This is a genomic window from Bradyrhizobium sp. NAS80.1 (assembly GCF_001908205.1).
Taxonomy (GTDB): domain Bacteria; phylum Pseudomonadota; class Alphaproteobacteria; order Rhizobiales; family Xanthobacteraceae; genus Bradyrhizobium.
This window is the reverse complement of the sequence record NZ_LGHL01000007.1, coordinates 90,317-112,520: the sequence shown is the minus strand read 5'-3', so window position 1 is coordinate 112,520 and position 22,204 is coordinate 90,317. Positions and strand designations below refer to the sequence as shown.

18 protein-coding genes and 1 pseudogene are annotated in these 22,204 nt (G+C 64.6%); 9 read left to right on the top strand and 10 right to left on the bottom strand.

Translation table 11 applies throughout. The annotated features are described in order from the left end of the window. Complete coding sequence (locus AC629_RS02325) at nucleotides 1-987, bottom strand: phosphotransferase family protein (protein WP_084803159.1); 987 nt, start codon at nucleotides 985-987, stop codon at nucleotides 1-3. Beyond that, nucleotides 984-1,772, bottom strand: a complete 789-nt coding sequence (locus tag AC629_RS02320; RefSeq protein WP_084803174.1) for an enoyl-CoA hydratase/isomerase — start codon at nucleotides 1,770-1,772, stop codon at nucleotides 984-986. The genes AC629_RS02325 and AC629_RS02320 overlap by 4 nt, the downstream gene beginning before the upstream one ends. A gap of 180 nt (nucleotides 1,773-1,952) precedes the next feature. On the opposite strand from AC629_RS02320, the gene AC629_RS02315 reads away from it, so the two are divergent. The 6 genes and pseudogenes from AC629_RS02315 to AC629_RS02300 all read left to right on the top strand — a co-directional run bounded on the left by AC629_RS02315 (nucleotide 1,953) and on the right by AC629_RS02300 (nucleotide 5,782). Beyond that, nucleotides 1,953-2,732 (top strand): SDR family NAD(P)-dependent oxidoreductase, encoded by a 780-nt coding sequence (locus tag AC629_RS02315; RefSeq protein WP_084803158.1) that lies wholly within the window; start codon nucleotides 1,953-1,955, stop codon nucleotides 2,730-2,732. Between the two features lie 108 nt (nucleotides 2,733-2,840). Continuing rightward, entirely contained in the window at nucleotides 2,841-3,221 is a 381-nt protein-coding gene (locus AC629_RS02310; protein WP_084803157.1) for a VOC family protein, read from the top strand. Nucleotides 3,222-3,488: 267 nt separating this feature from the next. Further along, nucleotides 3,489-4,766 (top strand): acyl-CoA dehydrogenase family protein, encoded by a 1,278-nt coding sequence (locus tag AC629_RS02305; RefSeq protein ID WP_084803156.1) that lies wholly within the window; start codon nucleotides 3,489-3,491, stop codon nucleotides 4,764-4,766. A gap of 128 nt (nucleotides 4,767-4,894) precedes the next feature. Then, nucleotides 4,895-5,032, top strand: coding sequence for a hypothetical protein (locus AC629_RS44785; RefSeq protein WP_349531022.1), 138 nt, complete (start codon nucleotides 4,895-4,897; stop codon nucleotides 5,030-5,032). Between the two features lie 24 nt (nucleotides 5,033-5,056). Next, nucleotides 5,057-5,311 (top strand): annotated as a pseudogene (locus AC629_RS48200) (GNAT family N-acetyltransferase); the annotation flags it as partial. A 9-nt stretch (nucleotides 5,312-5,320) separates the two neighbouring features. Continuing rightward, on the top strand, nucleotides 5,321-5,782 hold the full coding sequence (locus AC629_RS02300) for a GFA family protein (protein WP_245331677.1): 462 nt from the start codon (nucleotides 5,321-5,323) through the stop codon (nucleotides 5,780-5,782). 208 nt (nucleotides 5,783-5,990) lie between these two features. Here the strand turns inward: AC629_RS02300 and yghU are convergent, their stop codons facing one another. Together yghU and AC629_RS02290 are read right to left on the bottom strand one after the other, a co-directional pair. After that, a complete protein-coding gene (gene yghU, locus AC629_RS02295) occupies nucleotides 5,991-6,866 on the bottom strand; it encodes a glutathione-dependent disulfide-bond oxidoreductase (protein WP_084803154.1) in 876 nt (291 codons plus the stop codon). Nucleotides 6,867-7,051: 185 nt separating this feature from the next. Beyond that, entirely contained in the window at nucleotides 7,052-8,707 is a 1,656-nt protein-coding gene (locus tag AC629_RS02290) for a flavin-containing monooxygenase (protein ID WP_084803153.1), read from the bottom strand. A 255-nt stretch (nucleotides 8,708-8,962) separates the two neighbouring features. Between AC629_RS02290 and AC629_RS02285 the strand changes: the two genes are divergently transcribed. Continuing rightward, nucleotides 8,963-10,096 (top strand): nitronate monooxygenase, encoded by a 1,134-nt coding sequence (locus tag AC629_RS02285; RefSeq protein WP_084803152.1) that lies wholly within the window; start codon nucleotides 8,963-8,965, stop codon nucleotides 10,094-10,096. A gap of 167 nt (nucleotides 10,097-10,263) precedes the next feature. Beyond that, entirely contained in the window at nucleotides 10,264-11,778 is a 1,515-nt protein-coding gene (locus tag AC629_RS02280) for an acetyl-CoA acetyltransferase (protein WP_084803151.1), read from the top strand. A 168-nt stretch (nucleotides 11,779-11,946) separates the two neighbouring features. On the opposite strand, the gene AC629_RS02275 is transcribed toward AC629_RS02280, so the two are convergent. The 6 genes from AC629_RS02275 to ltnD form a co-directional block, all read right to left on the bottom strand. Continuing rightward, a complete protein-coding gene (locus AC629_RS02275) occupies nucleotides 11,947-13,143 on the bottom strand; it encodes an efflux RND transporter periplasmic adaptor subunit (protein ID WP_084803150.1) in 1,197 nt (398 codons plus the stop codon). Then, nucleotides 13,130-16,309, bottom strand: a complete 3,180-nt coding sequence (locus AC629_RS02270; RefSeq protein ID WP_084803149.1) for an efflux RND transporter permease subunit — start codon at nucleotides 16,307-16,309, stop codon at nucleotides 13,130-13,132. Before AC629_RS02270 ends, AC629_RS02275 begins: the two co-directional genes overlap by 14 nt. A gap of 240 nt (nucleotides 16,310-16,549) precedes the next feature. Continuing rightward, nucleotides 16,550-18,241 (bottom strand): methyl-accepting chemotaxis protein, encoded by a 1,692-nt coding sequence (locus tag AC629_RS02265; protein WP_084803148.1) that lies wholly within the window; start codon nucleotides 18,239-18,241, stop codon nucleotides 16,550-16,552. Nucleotides 18,242-18,405: 164 nt separating this feature from the next. After that, entirely contained in the window at nucleotides 18,406-19,683 is a 1,278-nt protein-coding gene (otnK, locus tag AC629_RS02260) for a 3-oxo-tetronate kinase (protein WP_084803147.1), read from the bottom strand. Then, nucleotides 19,680-20,462: a 2-oxo-tetronate isomerase gene (otnI, locus tag AC629_RS02255; protein ID WP_084803146.1), complete on the bottom strand. Its 783-nt coding sequence runs from the start codon at nucleotides 20,460-20,462 to the stop codon at nucleotides 19,680-19,682. The genes otnK and otnI overlap by 4 nt, the downstream gene beginning before the upstream one ends. 14 nt (nucleotides 20,463-20,476) lie before the next feature. Then, entirely contained in the window at nucleotides 20,477-21,394 is a 918-nt protein-coding gene (gene ltnD, locus AC629_RS02250; RefSeq protein ID WP_084803145.1) for an L-threonate dehydrogenase, read from the bottom strand. Between the two features lie 105 nt (nucleotides 21,395-21,499). On the opposite strand from ltnD, the gene otnC reads away from it, so the two are divergent. Further along, the gene (gene otnC / locus AC629_RS02245; protein ID WP_084803144.1) at nucleotides 21,500-22,174 is read left to right on the top strand and encodes a 3-oxo-tetronate 4-phosphate decarboxylase; all 675 of its coding nucleotides are present in this window, start codon (nucleotides 21,500-21,502) and stop codon (nucleotides 22,172-22,174) included. The last annotated feature ends 30 nt before the right edge of the window (nucleotides 22,175-22,204 follow it).

Sequence of the window (22,204 nt, the reverse complement as noted above, 5' to 3'; positions counted from 1 at the left end):
TCAACTCCCGCGCGGCGCCAGCAGCCGCAAGAGATCAATCTCCGTCTCGGAGGCGCGGCGGCCGATCATCGCGCGCTCCATCGAATGGTCCGGCCCCTCGCGAAACCGCTGCATCATGCCGCCGCACATGATCCCCCAGCGCAGCGTGCCCATCACTTCCCAGAATTTGACGCGCGCCGGATCGACCTTGCGGCCGGCGGCCTCATAGCCCGCGAACAGCTCCTCGCGCGAACCGAAACCGCCAACGGGCTTGTCGATTTCGCCGAAGCGCCAGGAGTTGACGCAGACCCAGCCGAGGTCCTCCATGGGATCGCCGAGATGGGCGAGCTCCCAGTCGAGCACGGCGCGGACGCCGTCGGCGCCGATGATGAGATTGCCGTTGCGGAAATCTCCATGCACCAGCGTCTCCTCGGCCGACGGTCCGGGATCGTGATCGCGCAGCCAGCGCAGCGCCAGCTCGAACACAGGCTTTGGCCAGTTCAGGCTGCGATAGTCGCGCTCGAATTCGCCGATCTCCTTGGCCGCGGTCATGCGGCGCAACTCGGGCAGCTTATCCAGCGGCAGCCTGTGCAGGCCGGCAAGCACGCCGCCGATCTGCCGCGCCAGATGCGGCCGCGCCGCCGCGAACTCGTCGTCCCGCAGGATCTTGCGGGCGATAGTCTCGCCCTCGACCCGCTGCATGATGAAGCCGGTGCCGAGATTCTCCTCAGCCGTCAACACATGCATCACCCGCGGCGATGGCACGCCGGCCTCGAAGGCGAGTTGCATGAGTTGCGCTTCAGCGGCGAGACCCGCCGCACGCGTCGGGGCTGCGCCATAGCCTTTCGGCGAGCGGCGCAGGATCGCGCCGATCGGTCCATCGGGATGAACGATGTCGAAGCGCCAGGTCTCCTGACTGGCGCCGCCGGACAGCTTTGCCGCCCCGGTGACGCCGGTCGCCCCCTTGCACCAGCGCGCAACGCTGCGCGAAAGCTCCGCCTCGATCATTTGCCTTTGAACTGCGCCGGGCGCTTCTCCAGGAACGCGCCAACGCCCTCACGGAAGTCCTGCGTGTCGCCGGCGCGGAGCTGGCACTGGAATTCGAGATTGAGCTGATCCTCGAAGGAATTTTCCGGGCTGTCCCAATAAAGCTTGCGGATCAACGACAGCGCAACCGTCGGGCCGCTTGCAAGCTCGCGCGCGAGCTTCATTGCCTCCTCCATCAGCACGCCGTCGTCATAGACGCGGTTGATGAGGCCCCATTCCAGCGCCTTCTCGGCCGGCAGGCGCTCACCCATCAGCGACAATTCAACCGAACGCGCCTTGCCGATCAGGCGCGGCAGCAGCCAGGTCGAGCCGCAATCCGGCACGAGACCGATACGGCGGAAGGCCTGCAGGAAGTAGGACGAGCGCGCGCACAGGATCATGTCGCCGAGGAGCGCGAAGCTCATGCCGGCGCCGGCAGCCGGACCGTTGACCGCGGTGACGATCGGGCAATGCAGATTGCGGATGCGGCGCAGGAACGGGTGAAACCCGGTCTCGAGCGTCACACCAGCCTTGGTCTTCTTCGACTGGTTGTTGCGGCCCTGGAGATTCGCGCCGGTGCAGAACGCCCGCCCCGCGCCGGTCAGCACGACGCAGCGCACCTCGTCCTTCTTCTCTTCGATCGCGTCGAGCGCGTCGGAGAGGCCGCCCAGCATGTCCACGGAGACCGCGTTCATCACCTCCTGATGGTCGAGCCTGAGGATGGCGACCGAACCATCGAAATCGAGCGTGACGTGTTTGAACTGCATGGTTTCCTCGTTAGTTGTCGCCTGTGATGTTTCGCAGGCCGGAATTACTTTTTGCCGGGGCGCATATTTGATTTTTGTCGCGGCCTTGTCCATGGTGCTCCGAACATACCTTGTCGTCGTATCGCACAATCTTGCGCGCACAGGCTGGCGCAGTTCTGTGCCAAAAACAGGAAACGCTCCATGAACATTTTCGACCTGACCGGCCGCGTGGCCGTGATTACCGGCGGCAATGGCGGCATCGGGCTCGGCATCGCGCAGGCGCTTGCCGGCCAGGGCTGCAACGTCTCGATCTGGGGCCGCAATGCTGACAAGAACAAGAGTGCTGCCGCGAGCATGGCGGGCTTGCCCGGCAAGGTCGATACCCGCGTCTGCGACGTCACCGACCCGGCCTCGGTCAATGCCGCGATGAAGGCTACGCTCGACACGTTCGGCCGGGTCGACGGCTGCTTTGCCAATGCCGGCATCGGCGGCGGCGGCCGGCGCGCCTTCATCGAGCGCACCGAGGAGGAATGGCGCACGATGTTCGCGACCAATCTCGACGGCGTGTTCCACGCGTTCCAGGCTGCCGCGAAGCACATGACCGATCGCGCCAATGCCGGCGATCCGTTCGGCCGGCTGGTAGCGACCTCGAGCCTCGCCTCGATCTTCGGCACCGCGCGCAACGAGCATTATGCGGCGACCAAGGCCGCCATCAACGCGCTGGTGCGCGCGCTCGGCGTCGAGCTGGCGCGTCATGGCGTCACCGCGAATGCGATCCTGCCCGGCTGGATCAAGAGCGACATGACCGCCGGCATCATGGCCAACGAGAAATTCGTCGCCAACGTGATGCCGCGCATTCCAGTGCGGCGCTTCGGCGAGGCCAGCGATTTCGGCGGCATTGCCGTCTATCTCATGAGCAAGGCGTCGTCCTATCACACCGCGGATACGTTCGTGATCGACGGCGGCTATACGGCGTTCTGATTTCTTGAGCACGTAGCCCGGATTGAGCGCAGCGCAATCCCGGATTACCAAAACAACAGGCCCGGATTTCGCTGCGCTTTATCCGGGCTCCAAACTCCAAGGAGGCATATGTTTTCACACGTGATGATCGGCACCAACGATTTAGACAAGGCCAAAGCGTTCTACGACAACCTGCTCGGCACGCTCGATGTGCGGCCGGCCAGGGTGGATGGCCATCGCATCTTCTACATCACCAAGACCGGCGTGTTCTCGGTGTCGAAGCCGATCAACGGTGAGCCGGCAACACACGCGAACGGCGGCACGATAGGCTTTGCCTGCAATTCGCCCGAGCAGGTCGATGCCTGGCACGCGGCCGGCATCGCCAGCGGCGGCAAGACCTGCGAGGACCCGCCCGGCGTGCGCCAGGGCCCGGGCGGCAAGCTCTATCTCGCTTACTTGCGTGATCTCGACGGCAACAAGATCTGCGCCATGCATCGGATGCCGAACTGACCACAACGACAGCTGTGATCGCCCGGCTTGATCGGGCGATCCAGTATTCCACTGGTGTCGGTGATTCACGGAAGGGCCGCGGCGCACTGGATTCCCCGCTTTCGCGGGGAATGACGGCGGTGAGCTGGCGGCCCATTCAAACAACATTTCAAACGCCCCCGCGAAAACTGCATCACATGGCATGGCTCGCGTGAAAAATGCGCGCTCGCGCTTTCGCCGCGCTGCGACTATTCTCTCGCCCAACAGTCTCAGCAAACGGGAGGAACAATGACAAAACACACCTACATTCCCCGCACCACCAACTACACCCTCAATCCTGGCGACGAGCTCAACGACCTCCGCATGTCGGATCAGGTCCGCCCGCTCTACGATCACGTCAAGAAGTTCATCCGCGACACCGTCGAGCCGATGTCGATCGAATTCGCCAAGGCCGGCGAAAAGAAAGAGGATCGCTGGAGCTTCACGCCGAAGCAGCTCGAGGTGCTCGAGGTCGCCAAGAACAAGGCCAAGAAGGAAGGCCTCTGGAACTTCTTCCTGCCCGATGACGAGACCGGCCAGGGCCTGAAGAACCTCGATTACGCCTATATCGCAGCCGAGCTCGGCAAGAGCCCGCTGGCATCGGAGACCATGAACTGCTCGGCGCCAGACACCGGCAACATGGAAGTGCTGGAGCGCGTCGGCACCAAGGAGCAAAAGGAGAAGTGGCTGAAGCCGCTGCTCAACGGCGATATCCGCTCGGCCTATGTCATGACCGAGCCGAACGTCGCCTCCTCCGACGCCAAGAACATTTCGACGACGGCAAAGCTCGTCGGCAACGAATGGGTCATCAACGGCGAGAAGTACTACATTTCCGGCCTTGGCGATCCCCGCTGCAAGATCCTCATCGTGATGGTGAAGACCAATCCGGATGCGGCGCCGAGCAAGCAGCAGTCGCAGATCCTGGTGCCGCGCGACACGCCCGGCGTCGAGGTGCTCGGCCCCATGTACGTGTTCGGGCAGGACCATGCCCCGCGCGGCCACATGCACATGCGCTTCAACAACGTCCGTGTGCCCAAGGAGAACATGCTGCTCGGCGAAGGCCGCGGCTTCGAGATCTCACAGCTCCGCCTCGGCCCCGGCCGCATCCATCACTGCATGCGCACCATCGGCAAGGCCGAGAAGGCGCTCGATCTGATGGTGCAGCGTGGCCTCACCCGCGAAGCCTTCGGCAAGAAGATCGCCCATCTCGGCGGCAACATGCAGATCATCGCGCAGGCACGCTGCGAGATCGAGGCGATGCGGCTGATGGTGCTGAAGGCCGCCAAGGCCATGGACGTGCTCGGCAACAAGGAAGCCCGCGTCTGGGTTTCCATGGTCAAGGCCATGGTGCCGGAGCGCGCCTGCAAGATCATCGACCAGGCGATCCAGATGCACGGCGCCACCGGCATCTCGCACTGGACTCCGCTCGCCGAGATGTACCAGGACGTCCGCCACCTCCGCTTCGCCGACGGTCCGGACGAGGTGCACTGGATGGTGGTGGGACGCCACGAGCTGAGCATGGCCTAATCCGCCAGATGCCGTAGGGTGGGCAAAGGCGCGCTTGTCGTGCGCCGTGCCCACCATCGCGGCTTCGCAAGCAGTAGTGGTGGGCACGCTTCGCCCACTCTACGAAGATCTCCTCGCACGGAGCATTCATGGAATACGCCGCCAGCGAGCTGACGCGGGTGCACATGGACCGATATCATCCGATGGGCCGCATGTTCGCCGACTGTTCCTGCCGCACGGACGACCGCGCTGTGTTTCCGGCGGCGGAGGGTGCGAAGAGCAAATAGAGGGCAACACGAAGGAGCGAGACGATGCCGGAAGCCTTTCACGACAACGAGGAGCGCGGCCGGTTCGAGCTCAATGTCGACGGGCCGGTCGCCTTCGTCACGTACCGGAAGAGCGACGGCGCCATCACGCTGGTGCACACCGAGGTGCCGCCCGAGCTCGGCGGCCGCGGCATCGGCTCAAAGCTCGGCCGCGCAACGCTGGATGCGGTACGCGCGCAGGGACGAAAGCTGTCTGTCGAGTGCGACTTCATCCGTAACTTCATGAGCAAGAATCCCGCCTACAACGATCTGCTCGCGGAGGGCGAGAACGCACAGCCGGAGCCGCTCGCAAGCTACCGGGCCGGCTGCTTCTGCGGGGCCGTGGAGGTCGAGGTCACGGGCAAGCCGGTCTTCGCCGGCCATTGCCATTGTGCCGACTGCCAGGCCTGGTCGGCCGCGCCGATCAACGCCTTCAGTCTCTGGAAGTCGGACAGCGTCCGCATCACCAAGGGCGAGGCAGAGCTCGCAACGTTCAACAAGACCCAGCACTCCTATCGCAAATTTTGCAAGCGCTGCGGCGGCCATGTCATGACCGAGCATCCTCGGATGCGGCTGATCGACGTCTACGCCAATCTGCTGAAGGGCTATACGCACCAACCGACGCTGCATGCGAACTACGCGAGCAAGATGGTGTCGGTGAAGGATGGCTTGCCGAAATATGTCGACCTGCCCGCGGAGCTCGGCGGGTCCGGGGAGATGTTGCCGGATTGAGGATCAAGTCTGGCTACACGGTCGCTCTGCTCCCTCGCCCCGCTGCGGGGCCGCGACGAGCTTCGCTCGCGCTGAGAGCATTGGGGTAAGGGGGGGAGTCTTCACCGGGACGGTGGCAGTCGGACTCGCGGAGAGCCCCTCACCCGAATTCGATCTGCGATCGAATTCGACCTCTCCCCGCAAGCGGGGCGAGGTGAAGAAAGAGCGACTACGACGCGGGCGCGAGCTTGTCCTGGGTCTTCGTCTCGAAATCGGACGCGTCGTGGCGTTCGTGGAGCTGGCTGGCGGGATCGCCTGAGACGCGGTTGACCATGCGGCCACGCTTCACCGCGGGGCGTTTAGCGATCTGGTCGGTCCAGCGCTGCACATTCTTGTAGTCCTGCACGGAGAGGAATTCGCCGGCGCCATAGACCAGCCCCTTGGCGAGCGCGCCGTACCAGGGCCAGACCGCGATATCGGCGATGGTGTACTCGCTGCCCGCGAGATACTCGTTGTCGGCGAGGCGCCGGTCGAGCACGTCGAGCTGGCGCTTGGTCTCCATCGCGAAGCGGTCGATGGCGTATTCGATCCTGGTCGGCGCATAGGCGTAGAAATGGCCGAAGCCGCCGCCGAGATAGGGCGCGCTGCCCATCTGCCAAAACAGCCAGGACATGGCTTCGGTGCGGGTCTTGATGTCCTTCGGCAGGAAGGCGCCGAACTTTTCAGCAAGGTAGAACAGGATCGAACCGGACTCGAACACCCTGATAGACTCAGGGCCGGAGCGATCCATCAGCGCCGGGATTTTCGAGTTCGGGTTGATGTCAACAAAACCGCTGCCGAACTGGTCACCATTGCCGATCCTGATCAGCCAGGCATCATACTCGGCGCCCTCGTGGCCGAGCGCCAGCAGCTCCTCCAGCATCACCGTGACCTTCACCCCGTTCGGTGTCGCCAGCGAATAGAGCTGCAGCGGATGGCGGCCGACCGGCAATTCCTTGTCGTGGGTCGCGCCGGCAATCGGGCGGTTGATGCTGGCGAACTGCCCGCCGTTCTCCTTGTCCCAGGTCCAGACTTTGGGCGGCACGTAGGCGGAGGTGTCGGTCATGAAAATGAGCTCCGGCGCGGAAGGCGCGTGGGTGTTAGCTAGCGAGATCGGTAAAATTGACAAGGGCGCCGGAATGCATGCCGGGCGGGGCGACTCTGCGTTTCGTCATGGCAGCCCACCTCTCCACCGTCATTCCGGGGCGCCCGGAGGGCGAGCCCCGCAATGACGAGAAGAGGTATGTCGGCCTAAGACGCCGCCGCCTGAGGCTGCTCTGCCCGCCCCATCAAAAACCCCTCATAACCCTTCGCCGCCACCTCGTCGCAGATCCGCCGGTAGACGCCGACGCCGCCGATATAGGGCATAAAGATGCGCGGCTTGCCGGGGATGTTGGCGCCCATGTACCAGGAATTGGCCTGCGGAAAGAGCGTGCCCTGGGCGACCTCGTTGACATGGGCGACCCATTTGTCTTCGGCGTCCCTGCCCGCCTCCATGGTGGCCAAGCCCTGCCTGCGCATGTGGACGAGGCAGTCGGCGATCCAGTCGACATGCTGCTCGATCGACACGATCATGTTCGAGAGCACCGATGGGCTGCCGGGACCCGTGATGATGAAGAGGTTCGGAAAGCCCGCGCTCATCAGGCCGAGATAGGTTTTCGGCCCCTCCTCCCATTTGCGGTTCAGCGTCTGCCCGCCACGGCCGCGAATATCGATTTTGGCGACCGATCCGGTCATGGCGTCGAAGCCGGTCGCCATTACCAGTGCGTCGACCTCGTGGTCCTTGCCGGCGACGCGGACGGCGCTCGCCGTGATCTCCTCAATAGGATTGGCCTTGATGTCGACCAGCGAGACGTTCGGCCGGTTGAAGGTCGCGAAGTAATCCGTGTCGATGCAGATGCGCTTGGTGCCGATCGGATGGCTATTCGGCTGAAGCAACTTAGCGGTCTCTGGATTCTTCACGATCTCCGCGATCTTGCCGCGCACGAAATCCGCCGCGGTGTCGTTCGCGGAGCGCTCGAGGCCGAGATTGTTGTAGACATACATGAAGGTGAGCCCGCCGCGCTCCCACCGCCCCGCGTATTTGCCCAGCCTGACATCGTCGCTATCATCGAGCGCTCCGCGATCGGGCTGCTCCGCGAAAATGCCGTTGCGCGCGACTTCGCGGGCGAAGCGGCGGATCTCAGGATAGTCCCTGCGGAACGCATCACGCTCCTCGCCGGTCAGCGCGGCGTTGCGGGCGGGAATCGAGAAATTCGCTGTGCGCTGGAACACGGTGAGATGCTTGGCCTGCTCGGCGATGATAGGCGCCGACTGGATGCCTGATGATCCCGTGCCGATCAGGCCGACGCGCAAGTCGGTGAAGTCAACGTCTTCATGCGGCCAGTTGCCGGTGTGATAGACGGGACCCTTGAAATTCTCGAGACCCTTGATGTCGGGCTTGCGCGCGTTCGAGAGGCAGCCCGTGGCAAGCACGACGAATTTGGCCTCAACCGTCCTGCCGTCGGAGGTCGTCACCGACCAGAACTTCCCATGTTCATTGAACGCCGTGCGCTCAACGCGAGTGTTGAACTGGATGTCGCGGCGCAGGTCGAAACGGTCAGCGACATGGTTCGCGTATTTCAGGATCTCCGGCTGCGGCGCGTAGCGCTCGCTCCAGTCCCATTCCTGCTGGAGCTCTTCGGAGAACGAGTAGGAGTACTGCATGCTCTCGACGTCGCATCGCGCGCCTGGATAACGGTTCCAGTACCAGGTGCCGCCGACGCCACCACCTTGCTCGTAAACCCGTGCCGAGAAACCAAGACCGCGCAGGCGGTGCAGCATGTACATGCCGGCAAAGCCCGCGCCGACGACGACCACGTCGTAGGCTTCCGCGGTTTGGCCCGAGCTCGATTGCACTGACGACATCGATTGGCGCTCCCTCGTTGTTTAATGTTGTTGGAGCCAGCATTCTCTCAGGCCAACCAAAGCGCAAGAGGCAAATCGGCGGGCGCAGTTCTGCTTATTTTGTGCAGCGGAATGGCCCCGCGCGCTGCGTGACGCCTGCACGCAAGATGCGCCGGAAAATCCGGCTTGGCATCGCAGACGGCGATGGGCTAGCGTCGGACGGCCTTCGCCGAAGGAAGCGACAACAGCAACGAAGGCGGCCGCCGGGAGAGAACAATGAAATCGCCGATCTGCGAGATGCTGGGCATCGAGTTTCCGCTGCTCGCCTTCAGCCATTGCCGCGACGTCGTCGCCGCCGTCAGCCGCGCCGGCGGCTTTGGCGTGCTTGGCGCCACCGTGCACACGCCTGATACGCTCGAACGCGAGTTGAAATGGATCGACGAGCACGTCGACGGCAAGCCCTACGGCATCGACGTGCTGATCCCGGAAAACATCTCGACGGCGGGCGAGAAGGACGTCACCTGGAAGAGCCTGGAGGCGCGCGTGCCGCAGCAGCACCGCAACTACACGCGCGATCTCCTGAAGAAGTACGATATCGAACTGATCACCACCGATGTTGCCGCCAATCAGCCGCAGCCGTTCGACGCGAAGACGGCGCTGGAATTACTCGAGGTCTCGTTCAATCACCCGATCCGGCTGATCGCCAACGCACTGGGCGTGCCGCCGAAGGCGATGATCGAGATGGGCAAGAAGCACGGTGTGCCGGTCGCAGCGCTCGTCGGGGCCAAGGAGCACGCGCTGCGCCAGGTCGCCGCCGGCGTCGACATCCTGGTCGTGCAGGGCACCGAGGCCGGCGGCCATTGCGGCGAGGTCTCGACCATGGTGCTGGTGCCGGAGGTGATCAAGGCGATCAAACCCATCCGCGACGTGCCGGTGCTCGCGGCCGGCGGCATCATGACCGGACGGCAGATGGCGGCCTGCATGGCAATGGGCGCGGCCGGCGTCTGGACCGGCTCGGTATGGCTCGCCACCGTCGAGGCGGAGACGACGGAGATCTTTCGCGAGAAGATGATCGCCGCGTCCTCACGTGACGCGATCCGCTCGAAGGGCCGCACCGGAAAGCCGGCCCGGCAACTTCGCTCGGTCTGGACCGACGCCTGGGACCGCGCACCAGAGAGCCCCGGCGCACTGCCGATGCCGCTGCAAAGCATCATCAGCCGCGACGCTTTCAACTCGATCGATCGCGCAGCCGCCGCCGGCAACGCCAAGGCGCGCGACCTCGTCAGCTATTTCGTCGGCCAGGGCGTCGGGTTGATCGACAGCGTGAAATCCGCGGGCGCGGTGGTGCAGGAGTTCAAGGAAGAGTTCGCCGAAGCCGTCGAGCACATGAATGCGCTGGTGGCGGAGTAGTCGCCCGTGGCCCATCCTTCGAGGCTAGCCCAGCGGCGCAAGCGCCGCTGGGCGAGCACCTCAGGATGACGCCTCTCCCCGTAGCCGTCATCCTGAGGTGCCGTAGCGCAGCGAAGGCCTCGAAGGACGACGGCGTGCCTAAGATCTAACACGTGAAGCAAGAAGAAATGACCAACTCCCCCATCCCCGAAGACCGCATTCCCGTCATCGTCGGCATCGGCGAAATCGTCGACCGCCCGAAAGAGATCAGCGAGGGTCTCGAGCCGCTCGATCTTCTGGAGCAAGCGCTGCGCCGTGCCGAGCAGGATGCGGGCGCAAAGCTGCTTGGCGAGGTGCAATCGCTCGACGTCGTCAACTTCCTGAGCTGGCGCTATCGCGATCCGGAGAAATTGCTGGCGCAGCGGCTCGGGATCACGCCTTCGCATTGCTATTACGGCCCGGTCGGCGGAGAGAGCCCGATCCGCTACATCCACGAGGCCGCCAAGCGCATCGCACGCGGCGAATGCACCGTGGCCGCAGTCTGCGGAGCAGAAGCGCAGTCGACCGCGACCAAGGCGGAACGCGCCGGGGCCAAGTTGCCATGGACGCCGTTCGCGCATGATGTGGAGGAACCGAAGCGCGGCGCGGCGTTCCAGAAACCGCTGGCCGTGACGCTCGGCGTGTTTCGCCCCGTCACCGTCTATCCGTTTTATGAAGCGGCTTCGTCGGCCCATTGGAGCCAAACACCGCGCGAAGCCATGGCGGAGTCCGGCACGCTGTGGTCACGCTATTCGGAAGCCGCCGCCCAAAACCCGAACGCGTGGCTGAAGCGGCGCTTTGCGCCCGAAGAGATCACGACTCCGACGGCGGACAACCGCCTGATCGCGTGGCCCTACAACAAGCTCATGGTTGCCAACCCGAGCGTCAACATGGGCGGCGCGCTGCTGCTGACTAGCCTCGCCAAGGCGCGTGCGGCCGGCATCGCGGAGGACAAGCTGGTCTATCCACTCGGCGGCGCCTCGGCGGAAGAGCCGCGCGACTACCTGCTGCGCGACCAGTTCTATGAGAGCCATCCGCAGAACGCAGTCCTGAAAGCGGCGATGGATCTCGCCGGCGGCGACGGCAGGAAGTTCGACGCGATCGAGCTCTACAGCTGCTTCCCCTGCGTGCCCAAGATGGCACGGCGAACGCTGGGCCTGGGCGCCGACGTGCAGCCGACCGTGACCGGCGGCCTCACCTTCTTCGGTGCACCGCTCAACACCTACATGACGCACGCGGCCTGCGCGATGGTGCGGCGCGTGCGCGATGGTGCAAAGCTCGGCCTGCTCTATGGCCAGGGCGGCTTCGTCACCAAGCATCACGCCCTGGTCGTGTCGAAGACAGCGCCGCGTGGGGCGCTGGCGCAAGAGACGAGCGTGCAGAGCGAGGCCGACCGCAACAAGCGCGCGGTGCCGGACTTCGTCACGGAGCCATCAGGCAAGAGCAAAGTGGAGAGCTTTACGGTGCTCTACGGCCGCAATGGCGATGTCGAGCATGGCGTCGTGATGCTGCGCACGGCGGATGACCGCCGCACGCTGGCGCGGATTCCGGCGAGAGATACGGCGACGCTGGCGCACCTGCTCAACATGGATCGGACGCCGGTCGGCTCGCTCGGCGAGATCGCGATGGCCGCCAATGGTGTGCCGGAGTGGCGGGTGGCCTGATCTCCCTCGCCCCGCTTGCGGGGAGAGGGTTGGGGTGAGGGGGAGTCTCCACGGGGGCGGTAAGAGTTGGACTCGCGGAGAGTCCCCCTCACCCGACGCGCTCAGGCGCGCAACGGCGCTGCCGAGCGCGTCGACCTCTTCCCGCAAGCGGGGCGAGGTGAAGAAGCCCTAGCTCTTCGGTGCCTGCTTTTCCGATGCCGTTGCGGGCTTGCCGCCGGCGCCGACGACGCGGACCGCGTCGCCATCGGAGAGGCCGTCCGGCGGGGCGGTGATGACACGGTCGTCGGGCGAGATTCCTGATGCAAGCTCGATCTCGCGGCCGAGATCACGGGCGATCGTTACGGTCTTGAACAGCACCTTGTCGTCCGCCCCGACGGTCGCGACGCGCAGGCCGCTGCCGTTGAAGATCAGGGCGCTGGCGGGGATACTGAGTGGCGCGGAGTCGCGCTGGAGGCCGAGCTTCACGCTGGCATAGCCGCCGGGCATCAGCTCTCCGCCGGAATTGTCCAGACCAAGCTGCATGCGCGTGGTGCCCGAGGCGACGTCCACGGCCTGCGAGGAGGCTTCCACCGTCGCCTGGAAGGTCCGGTTTGAATATTCCGGCAGCGCGATGGTGGCCTTGGCGCCCATCTTGATCGCCGGCACGTAGTTCTGGGGAACGTTCACGTAAACGCGTAGCTTGGTGATGTCGGAGACGACGAACATCGCCGGACCCGAGCCGCCGCCGGCATTGATCAGCGCACCGACGTCGGTATCGCGCGCCGTGACCACGCCGTCGAATGGCGCGGTGATCTTCTTGTAGCCGGCCAGCGCCTCAAGGCGCTCGACATTGGCCTGCCCCGAATGGACGGCAGCGTTCTTGTTGGAAAGGTCGGCAGTGCGCTCGTCGATCTCCTGCGCGGAGACGAAGTTCGATGCGACCAGCGTCTTGCGCCGGTTCAGCGTCGCCTCCGACAGCCGTGCGCTCGCCTGCTGGCTGGCGAGGTCGGCGCGGGCCTGCAAGAGCTGCTGGTCGAGGTCGGGCGCCTCGATCTCGGCGATCACCTGCCCGGCCTTGACGCGAGCGCCGATGTCGGCGCTCCAGCTCTTCAGATAGCCCGAGACGCGGGCGAAAATCGGAGCACGATAATAGGCCTCGAGCCGGCCCGGCAGATCGATGGTGGCGTTGCGGGCCTTGGCATTGGGCAGAGCCACCGCGACGCTGGGGACCGCCTGGTCGTCGGTCCATTCCTTCAGCTTGGAGCCCTGATCCTCGCGGGCCCGGATGCCGGTGCCGACCACGAGACCTGCTGCAATCAGCGCCACCACGCCGAAGATGCCCAGTTTCCGGTGCGACACCGCGGAGCGGGGTTCAGTGGGCGACATGCGGAGTCTCCAATGGGACGGCGGCTTTGGCGCCTTGTTTCTTGTGTACCATGCTGAACACCACAGGAACAAACATCAGCGTGGCGAAAGTTGCAAAGATCAGGCCGCCGATCACAGCGCGGCCAAGCGGCGCATTCTGCTCACCGCCCTCGCCCAGCCCCAAGGCCATCGGCGCCATGCCGATAATCATGGCGAGCGCAGTCATCAGCACCGGGCGGAACCGGACGAAGCCGGCTTCGAGCGCGGCCGCAATGGGATCGCCGAGCTCCTCGTAGCGCTCGCGCGCGAAGGAGATCACGAGCACGCTGTTAGCGGTGGCAACGCCCATGCACATGATGGCGCCGGTGAGCGCCGGCACCGACAGCGTGGTCTGGGTCGTGAACAGCATCCAGACAATGCCGGCGAGCGCGGCCGGCAGCGCGGTGATGATCACGAACGGGTCGGACCAGGACTGGAAGTTCACGACGATCAGGAAGTAGATCAGCACGACCGCGCCGAGCAGGCCGAACAGAAGGCCGGTGAAGGCACTGTTCATGGTCTGCACCTGGCCGAGCAACGCCACGGAGGAGCCCTTCGGCACGTCCTTGGCGGTGTCGGCGATGGCCTGGCGGATGTCGGTCGCGACCGCGCCGAGATCGCGGCCCGACGTCGTGGCAAAGATCTGCACAAGGTTCTGGATGTCGTATTGCGACACCACCGCGCTCGAGGTCGTGCGCTTGATGTCGGCGATTCCGCCGAGGATCGGCGACTGCGAAGCGCCGGTGGCGGTGATCGGCAGCGTCTGCAGCGCGCTGAGCGAGTCGATCTGGTATTGCGGCGTCTGCATCACGATGGAGTAGGACACGCCATTGTCCGGATTGAGATAGTAGGTCGGCGCGACCTGCGAAGAGCCGGCGAGATTGACGACGAGGCTGTTGGTGACGTCGCGCTCGGTCAGGCCGACATATTGCGCGCGGGTGCGATCGACATCGATATTGAAGGTCGGAAGGTTGGGCGATTGCTGGATGCGCGCATCCGCAACGCCGGGAATGCGGCGGACCCTGGCGAGCAGCTTGTTGGCGTAGGCAAAGTTGGCCTCGAGATTGGCGCCGCGGATCTGCAGATCGATCGGCGCGGGCGCGCCGAAGTTCAGGATCTGGCTGACGATGTCGGCCGGCAGGAAGGCGAAGCTGACGCCGGGGAATAGGCGCGGCAACTGCTCGCGCAGCACGCGCACATGCTCTTCCGTTGGCTTGTGGCCTTCCTTCAGCTTGATCTGAATGTCGCCGTCTTGCGGGCCGATCACGCCAGTGTTGTTGTAGGTCATGTTGATGCCGGAGATCGGCATGCCGATGTTGTCGGTCATGGTCTCGATCTCGCCCGGGATCAGCTTGCGGACCGCCTTCTGCACGTCGGTGAGCTGGTTGGCGGTCTCCTCGACGCGGGTGCCGACCTGGGTGCGGACATGCATCAGGATGTTGCCGGCATCGACCGCGGGGAAGAAGTTGCGCCCCAAGAACGGCACCAGCGCGAAGGACGCGCCGACGACGCAGAGGAAGCCGATCACGAATACCGCGCGATGCGCCAGCGCCATGGCCAGCAAACCGCGATAGCCGCCGCGAATGCGCTCGAATCGCGCCTCGAAGGCGCGCTGGAACCAGACAAACGGATTGCGCGACTTCGGCGGCTCGCCCTCGTGATGGACATGCGCATGCAGCAGGTAGTTCGCCATGGTCGGCACCAGCGTGCGCGACAGAATGAACGACCAGATCATCGCGAACATCACGGCTTCGGCCATCGGCACGAACAGGAAGCGCGCGACACCGGTGAGGAAGAACATCGGCACGAACACGATGCAGATACAGAGCAGCGACACGAAGGCCGGCGTCACGATCTGGTTGGCGCCGTCGAGGATCGACTGCTCGACCGGCTTGCCCTGCTCCAGATGGTAGTTGATATTTTCGATAGTCACCGTTGCATCGTCGACGAGAATGCCGACCGCGAGCGCAAGGCCGCCGAGCGTCATGATGTTCAGCGTCTCGCCGATCGCCGACAGCATGATGATGGCGCCGAGCACCGAGAGCGGAATAGAGACCGCGATAATGACGGTCGAGCGCCAGCTGCCGAGGAACAGGAGGATCATGACGCTGGTGAGCAGCGCCGCGATCACGCCTTCGAAAGCGACGCCCTCGATCGCGCCGCGCACAAACACCGACTGGTCGCCGATGAAGCCGATCTTCAGCGCATCCGGCAGCTGGTCCTTGACGTCGATCACCTTCTGCTTGATGCCGGCGATGATGTCGAGCGTCGAGGTCGCGCCTGCCTTCAATACCATCATCAGCACCGAACGGTTGCCGTCGACGTGGACGATGTTGGTCTGCGGCGGGTTGCCGTCGCGCACGGTCGCGACGTCGCGCACATAGACCATAGCTCCGTTGACGGTCTTGATCGGCAGATTGCCGAGTTCGTCGATCTTGAGCGGCGAGTTGTTGAGCTGGATGCTGTACTCGAAGGTGCCGATTTTCTGGGTGCCGACCGGCGTAATCAGGTTTTGCGCGGCGAGCGCGTTGGCGACGTCCTGGCCGGACAGGCCGCGCGCCTGGAGCGCGGTGGGGTCGAGGTCGATCTGGACCTGGCGCTGCTTGCCGCCGAACGGATACGGGATCGCCGCGCCCGGAACGGTGACGAGTGGCGTGCGCAGATTGTTGATGCCGATATCGGCGAGGTTCTGCTCGGTCAGGCCATCGCCGGACAGCGCCACCTGGATGATCGGTACGGTGGAGGCGGAATAGTTCAGGATCAGGGGCGGCGTCGCGCCCGGCGGCATCTGCTTGAGCAGCGTCTGCGAGATCGCGGTAACTTGCGCGTTGGCGGTCCGGATGTCGACGTTCGGCTGGAAGAAGATCTTGATGATGCCGAAGCCGTTATAGGAGTTGGCGACGATATGCTCGATGTCGTTGACCGTCGTCGTCAGCGCGCGCTGGAAGGGCGTGGTGATGCGGCCGGACATCTGGTCGGGCGGCAGGCCGGTGTACTGCCAGACCACGCCGATCACGGGGATGCGGATGTCGGGGAAGATGTCGGTCGGCGTCCGCAGGGCCGCCAGCGGTCCGATGATCAGGAGCAGGAGCGCGAGCACGACAAACGTGTAGGGTCGGCTCAGGGCAATTCGGACCAGAGCAATCATTCGTCAGGCAATTCCAAATCAGGGGACAGGGAACACGCCCCACGGGTTCCTCGGTTGGTTTACCCGAACACCGCTGAAATGGCCAACGACAGCGCGTCACGCGCGGTCACTTCCCTGCTATCGCATGGCGAAATCGCATTCCAGATATGCAGCCTTTGGCCGAAAGATTACAGAGGCCGCTCTCTGCAACGAAAAGCGGCGCCCGAAGGCGCCGCTCGGAGACTGCCGCTTTTTCCCGGCTTACGCCGCGCGGACGTTGGTCAGGAAATTGCTCACCTCGGTCTTCAGCCGGTTGGAGTCGTTCGACAGCATCTGCGCCGCCGACAGCACCTGCGAGGACGCCGTACCGGTCTCGGTTGCGCCGCGCTGCACGTCGGTGATGTTGGAGGAGACCTGCTGGGTGCCCTGCGCCGCCTGCTGCACATTGCGGGCGATCTCCTGGGTCGCCGCGCCCTGCTCTTCCACCGCAGCCGCGATCGCCGAGGAGATTTCCGACAGACGCTCGATGGTCGAGGAGATCTCCTTGATCGCGCCGACCGAGTCGTTGGTCGCCGCCTGGATGCCGGTGATCTGCTGGCCGATTTCGCCGGTCGCCTTCGCAGTCTGCTCGGCAAGCGCCTTCACCTCGGAGGCGACGACCGCGAAGCCGCGGCCGGCTTCACCCGCGCGGGCCGCTTCGATGGTGGCATTCAGTGCCAGGAGGTTGGTCTGGCCGGCAATGGTATTGATGAGTTCGACGACGTCGCCGATGCGGGAGGCCGCCTTGGACAGCTCGCTGACGCGCTCGGTGGTGGCACGGGCCTGGCCGACGGCTTCACCCGCCATCCGCGCCGATTCCTGCACCTGGCGGCTGATCTCGCCCACCGACGACGCCATCTCCTCGGTCGCCGAAGCCACCGACTGCACATTGGTCGAGGCTTCCTCGGAGGCACCGGCAACCGTGGTCGCCAGCCTCTGGGAGCGGTCGGCAGTCGAAGTCAGCGTCGAGGCGGCGGCCTCGAGCTGGGTTGAGGCCGACGACACGGTCTGGACAATCTCGCCGATCATCGATTCGAATTCGCGGGTGATGTTGTCGACGCGGCGGCCGCGCTCGATCTTGGCCTCGGCATCGGCCGCGGCGGCGTCGTCGGCAGCCTTCTTGGCGATCAGGGCCTCCTTGAAGATCTGGAGCACGTCGGCCATGGCGCCGATCTCGGTCTTCTCGCCGCGATGCGGGACCTCGGCGGTCAGGTCGCCCTGGCCCAGCGCCTGCATCGGTTGGATGATCGAGTTGATGCCGGCGGAGACGTCCTGCACGAGATAGAAGCTGACGCCGATTCCGGCGATGACGGCGACACCGAGAATGATCGCGACGAGCATGAACGCATAGTAGAAAGTGTCAGCCGCATCTGCAGCAGCCTGATCGCCGCCCTTGGTGTTGAGCTCGATATCCTTGTTCAGGACCTCATCCGCCTGGAGGCCGATCTTGTTGACCGTCTTGGAATTCAGTTCCTGAGCGTCGTGCGGAATCTTGCCGGCATCGCGGCGCGACAGCGCAAAAACCTCTTCGGTACCCTTCTTGTAGTCGTCCCAAAGGCTCGACCACTGAGTGTAGAGCGCCCGTTCCGCCGGTGACGTGATCATGGGCTCATAGTTCCTGCGCGCCTTCGCGAGCCCATCGAGCACCGTGACGGCGGTCTTCTCGTTCGCGAGCTTGTCGTCGAGCGTTTCAGCCAGCATGTGCTGGCGAACCACGTTGCGGTAGGTGATGACGCTGGCTCGAATCTCGCCGATCACGCGAACGCTGGGCATCCAGTTCGTGGTGATGTCGACCGTGTTGGCGTTGATCGTCCGCATCTTCATGACGGCGAGCAGGCCCATGCCGGCCATCGCGACAAGCAGGAATGCCACGACACTGATGATCTTGGCGCGGATGGAGATGGTGGCGAGCATAACTGGTCTCTTTGCGTTGGCGCGGTGCGCGTCCTGAAATTGCGGATCAACCAAAGGCGCGGCGCCGATATCCAACAACAAAGCGACTGAGCAGTTGTTAACTACGACTCCGTACGAGTACGGAACCTTAAAGAAGTGAATGAGCGACTAAGAACGCTCTGCGCTCAGCGCATGAGCCCAAGCGCATCGGAGAAAAAGTCCGGTCTGCCGAAGTTGCCCGACTTCAACGCGAGCAGCATGTCGCCGGCTTCCGCGCCGACGGCGCGCAGCACCGGGACGCCCGCAGCGATCTCCGCGCCGACCAAGAAGCCAGGAATCTTGAGGCGGTCGACGACCGCGCCGGAGGTCTCGCCGCCGGCCACGATCAGGCGTCGAACACCTGATTTTACTAGGCTTTCGGCAATGTCGGCCATCGCCTGCTCAATGGCGTGACCGGCCGCGTCGCGGCCGTGACGCGCCTGCAACGCGCCGACGTCATCCGGTGTCGCGCTCGATGCAATCAGCACCGGACCATCGGCGAGCCGGGGCCTGGCCCAGGCCAGCGCGCGCTCGGCTTCACCTTTTCCCGTAATAATACTGTCCGGGTTGAGACGGAGCACCGGCATGACGGATTCCGCCCTGGCAATCTGCTGTAACGTCGCCTGCGAGCAGCTTCCGGCAAGGCACGCCGCCGCTCCGCCGACGACGGCGCCCGACTCACTGCTCGCCGCCGCTGACTTGACCTTGCCGGTCGACACCAGCGCGCGCGCGAGCCCCAGGCCGACGCCGGAGGCACCGACCGACAGCCGACGCTGGGCTGCGACAAGGCCGATGGTTTCGAGGTCGCGGTCGAACACGGCGTCGATGATCGCGGCGCCAGTGCCCTTACCCGTTAATTCAGCGAGGCGAGCCCGCACGGCATCAGCACCGCGCGTCACGGTCGCGAGGTCGACGAGGCCGATTGGCGTCTTGCTCTGACGCGCCAGCACGCGGACCAGGTTGGAATCGTGCATCGGGTTGAGCGGATGGTCCTTCAGCGGGCTCTCGTTCAGCGGCACGGCGCCGACGAACAGATTGCCCTGGTAGACGGTGCGACCGGTCTCCGGGAAGGCCGGGGTCACCAGAACGGCGGCCTCGCCGCAGTCAGCGCGCAATGCGTCCATCACCGGGCCGATATTGCCGGCATCGGTGGAATCGAAGGTCGAGCAGATCTTGAACAGCACGTGGCTCGCGCCGCGGCCGCGCAGCCACTTCTCCGCCGCACGCGAGCGCGATACGGCAAGTCCGGCCTCGATCGAGCGGCTCTTCAGCGACACCACGACGGCGTCGACCTCAGGCAGCGCGAGATCGTCGGCGGGCACGCCGATGGTCTGCACGGTACGCAGGCCCGCGCGCGTCAGCGTGTTGGCGAGATCGGAAGCGCCGGTGTAGTCGTCGGCGATGCAGCCCAACGCAAGTGTCACGGCTTAACTCCCGCATAGGGCTTGAACCAGGCGAGGCCATCGGTGGTCTTGCCGCGTGGATTGTATTCGCAACCGACGAAGCCGGCATAGCCGAGCCGGTCGAGCTCGGCGAACAGGAATGGATAGTTCAGCTCCTCGCTGTCTGGCTCATTGCGCGAGGGAATGCTCGCGATCTGGATGTGGCCGATGATCGGCATCATCTCGCGCAATCGCATCGTCACGTCGCCATGGATGATCTGGCAGTGATAGATGTCGAACTGGAGCTTCAGGTTCGGAAGCCTCAACTCCTGGATCAGATCGCGGGCGAAGCCGAAATCGTTGAGGAAATAGCCGGGCACGTTGCGCGGATTGATCGGCTCGAGCACCACGTCGATGTCGTGCGGGGCGAAGAACTCCGCGGCCCACGCCACCGACTTGTAGAAGGCCTCGATAGCGACACGCTCGCCGCGGTTGGCGATGCCGGCCATCAGGTGGAGGCGCTTGACGGCGGTCGCCTTGGCGTAAGGCAGCGCCGTCTCGAGGCTCGCCTTGAGATCGGAAAAGCGCGCCGGGAGCGCAGCAAAGCCCTTCTCGCCGGCGTTCCAGTCGCCCGGCGGCAGGTTGAACAGTGCCTGCGTCAGGCCGTTGCGCTTGAGCCGCTCGCCGATAGCTTCGGCCGGATGCTCGTAAGGAAAGAGAAACTCGACCGCAGTGAAGCCCGCCTGCGCGGCAGCATCGAACCGGTCGAGGAATGGTACCTCGGTGAACATCATCGAGAGGTTGGCGGCGAAACGGGGCATTGGAATCCTCTTGTCTACTTATCGCCGGGAAGCTTCACGCCGGTGACCTGCGCATACATCCGCGCCACCGAGGCATCATCGTCGCGCCCCATGCCGGCTGCGGCCGTCATCAGGAACATCTGGAGCGCTGCGGCCGAGACCGGCACCGGAAATCTGGCGCTGCGCGCCATGTCCTGGATGATGCCGAGGTCCTTGACGAAGATCTCGACCGCGCTGCGCGGCGTGTAATCGCCATCGAGCACGTGCGGCATGCGGTTCTCGAACATCCAGGAATTGCCGGCGGAGGCCGTGATCACCTCATAGACCTTGCGGATGTCGAGGCCCTGCTTGGCCGCGAACGCCATGGCTTCGCTGGCCGCTGCGATGTGCACACCGGCGAGAAGCTGGTTGATCATCTTGAAGGCGGCGCCCTGCCCCGCGGCATTGCCGAGCTCGTAGAGCTTGGCGGCCATGGCATCGAGCGCCGGACGCGCCTTTGCGAAGGCGGCAGAGCTGCCGGAGGCGAGGATGGTCAATTCGCCCTGCGCTGCGCGCTGCGCGCCGCCCGAGATTGGCGCATCCAGATAATGCCGGCCGGTGGCCTCCAACTGTTTTGCGAGGCGACGCGCCACGTCGGGATCCATGGTGGCGGAGGATATGAAGACGCTATCCTTCGGCAAAGTCTCGGCGACGCCGTCCTTGCCGAACAGGACCGTCTCGGTCTGCGCAGCGTTGACGACGACGCTGACGACGATGTCGGCGTCCTTGGCCGCCTCAGCCGGCGTCCTGGCGCCCGCGCCGCCATCCTTCACGAAGCGCGCCACCGCTTCAGCCGAAACGTCGCAGCCCGTCACGGCATGGCCGGCGCGCTTCAGCGAGGTCGCCATGCCAAACCCCATCGAGCCGAGCCCGATGACGGCGATGCGCTGATTCTGTGTCGTGGAGGCGGACATATAACTGACCCTTGCGAACGTTTCCCGGACGGCCGCCGTTGGTAGCAGCTTGGTCAACCGAATAACACGGCTTGGCCGCGCTGCCAAAGCGTGAGACAAGCAGGCATGACGGCCATGAGCAACGAGACGCGGCTGCGTGAGGATATCTGCCGCTTCGGACGGTCCCTGTTCGAGCGCGGGCTGACGCCGGGCTCCTCCGGCAATATCAGCGTCAGGCTGGATGGCGGCGGCTGGCTGGTGACGCCGACCAACGCTTCGCTCGGCTTCCTCGATCCGGCGAAACTGTCGCGGCTGGACGATCAGGGCCGGCTGGTTTCGGGCGATGCGCCGACCAAGGAAGTTCCGCTGCACACCGCGCTCTACGATACGCGCGGGAGCGCGCGCGCCATCGTGCATCTGCACTCGACCCATTCGGTCGCGCTCTCGATGCTACCCGAGATCGACCCGCGCGCCGCGCTGCCACCAATGACTGCCTATTATTTGATGAAATGCGGCGCCACCGCGCTTGTCCCGTACTACCGGCCGGGCGATCCCGCTGTGGCCGATGCGATCAAGGGGCTGGCGGGGAAATATTCATCCGTGCTGCTCGCCAATCATGGCCCGGTGGTCGCCGGCGACACGCTTGAAGCCGCGGTGTTCGCGACCGAGGAGCTGGAGGAGACGGCGAAGCTGTACCTGCTGCTGCGCGGAATGAATCCGCGCTATCTGTCGCCGGAGCAGGTAGCGGATCTCGTGAAGGTGTTCGGAGTGACGCTACCGGAGCATGGGCACGAGCATTAGCTTCGTGCGGTCATGAGTGGAATAGGGCCA

What these genes read in the sequence shown, in the direction of transcription:
- AC629_RS44785 (WP_349531022.1), top strand. Translation starts at nt 4,895, where the DNA reads ATGGAATACGCCGCCAGCGAGCTGACGCGGGTGCACATGGACCGATAT.
- otnC (WP_084803144.1), top strand. Translation starts at nt 21,500, where the DNA reads ATGACGGCCATGAGCAACGAGACGCGGCTGCGTGAGGATATCTGCCGC.
- otnI (WP_084803146.1), bottom strand. Translation starts at nt 20,462, where the DNA reads ATGCCCCGTTTCGCCGCCAACCTCTCGATGATGTTCACCGAGGTACCA.
- AC629_RS02310 (WP_084803157.1), top strand. Translation starts at nt 2,841, where the DNA reads ATGTTTTCACACGTGATGATCGGCACCAACGATTTAGACAAGGCCAAA.
- AC629_RS02270 (WP_084803149.1), bottom strand. Translation starts at nt 16,309, where the DNA reads ATGATTGCTCTGGTCCGAATTGCCCTGAGCCGACCCTACACGTTTGTC.
- AC629_RS02305 (WP_084803156.1), top strand. Translation starts at nt 3,489, where the DNA reads ATGACAAAACACACCTACATTCCCCGCACCACCAACTACACCCTCAAT.
- yghU (WP_084803154.1), bottom strand. Translation starts at nt 6,866, where the DNA reads ATGACCGACACCTCCGCCTACGTGCCGCCCAAAGTCTGGACCTGGGAC.
- AC629_RS02320 (WP_084803174.1), bottom strand. Translation starts at nt 1,772, where the DNA reads ATGCAGTTCAAACACGTCACGCTCGATTTCGATGGTTCGGTCGCCATC.
- AC629_RS02315 (WP_084803158.1), top strand. Translation starts at nt 1,953, where the DNA reads ATGAACATTTTCGACCTGACCGGCCGCGTGGCCGTGATTACCGGCGGC.
- AC629_RS02285 (WP_084803152.1), top strand. Translation starts at nt 8,963, where the DNA reads ATGAAATCGCCGATCTGCGAGATGCTGGGCATCGAGTTTCCGCTGCTC.
- ltnD (WP_084803145.1), bottom strand. Translation starts at nt 21,394, where the DNA reads ATGTCCGCCTCCACGACACAGAATCAGCGCATCGCCGTCATCGGGCTC.
- AC629_RS02265 (WP_084803148.1), bottom strand. Translation starts at nt 18,241, where the DNA reads ATGCTCGCCACCATCTCCATCCGCGCCAAGATCATCAGTGTCGTGGCA.
- AC629_RS02275 (WP_084803150.1), bottom strand. Translation starts at nt 13,143, where the DNA reads ATGTCGCCCACTGAACCCCGCTCCGCGGTGTCGCACCGGAAACTGGGC.
- AC629_RS02280 (WP_084803151.1), top strand. Translation starts at nt 10,264, where the DNA reads ATGACCAACTCCCCCATCCCCGAAGACCGCATTCCCGTCATCGTCGGC.
- AC629_RS02325 (WP_084803159.1), bottom strand. Translation starts at nt 987, where the DNA reads ATGATCGAGGCGGAGCTTTCGCGCAGCGTTGCGCGCTGGTGCAAGGGG.
- AC629_RS02290 (WP_084803153.1), bottom strand. Translation starts at nt 8,707, where the DNA reads ATGTCGTCAGTGCAATCGAGCTCGGGCCAAACCGCGGAAGCCTACGAC.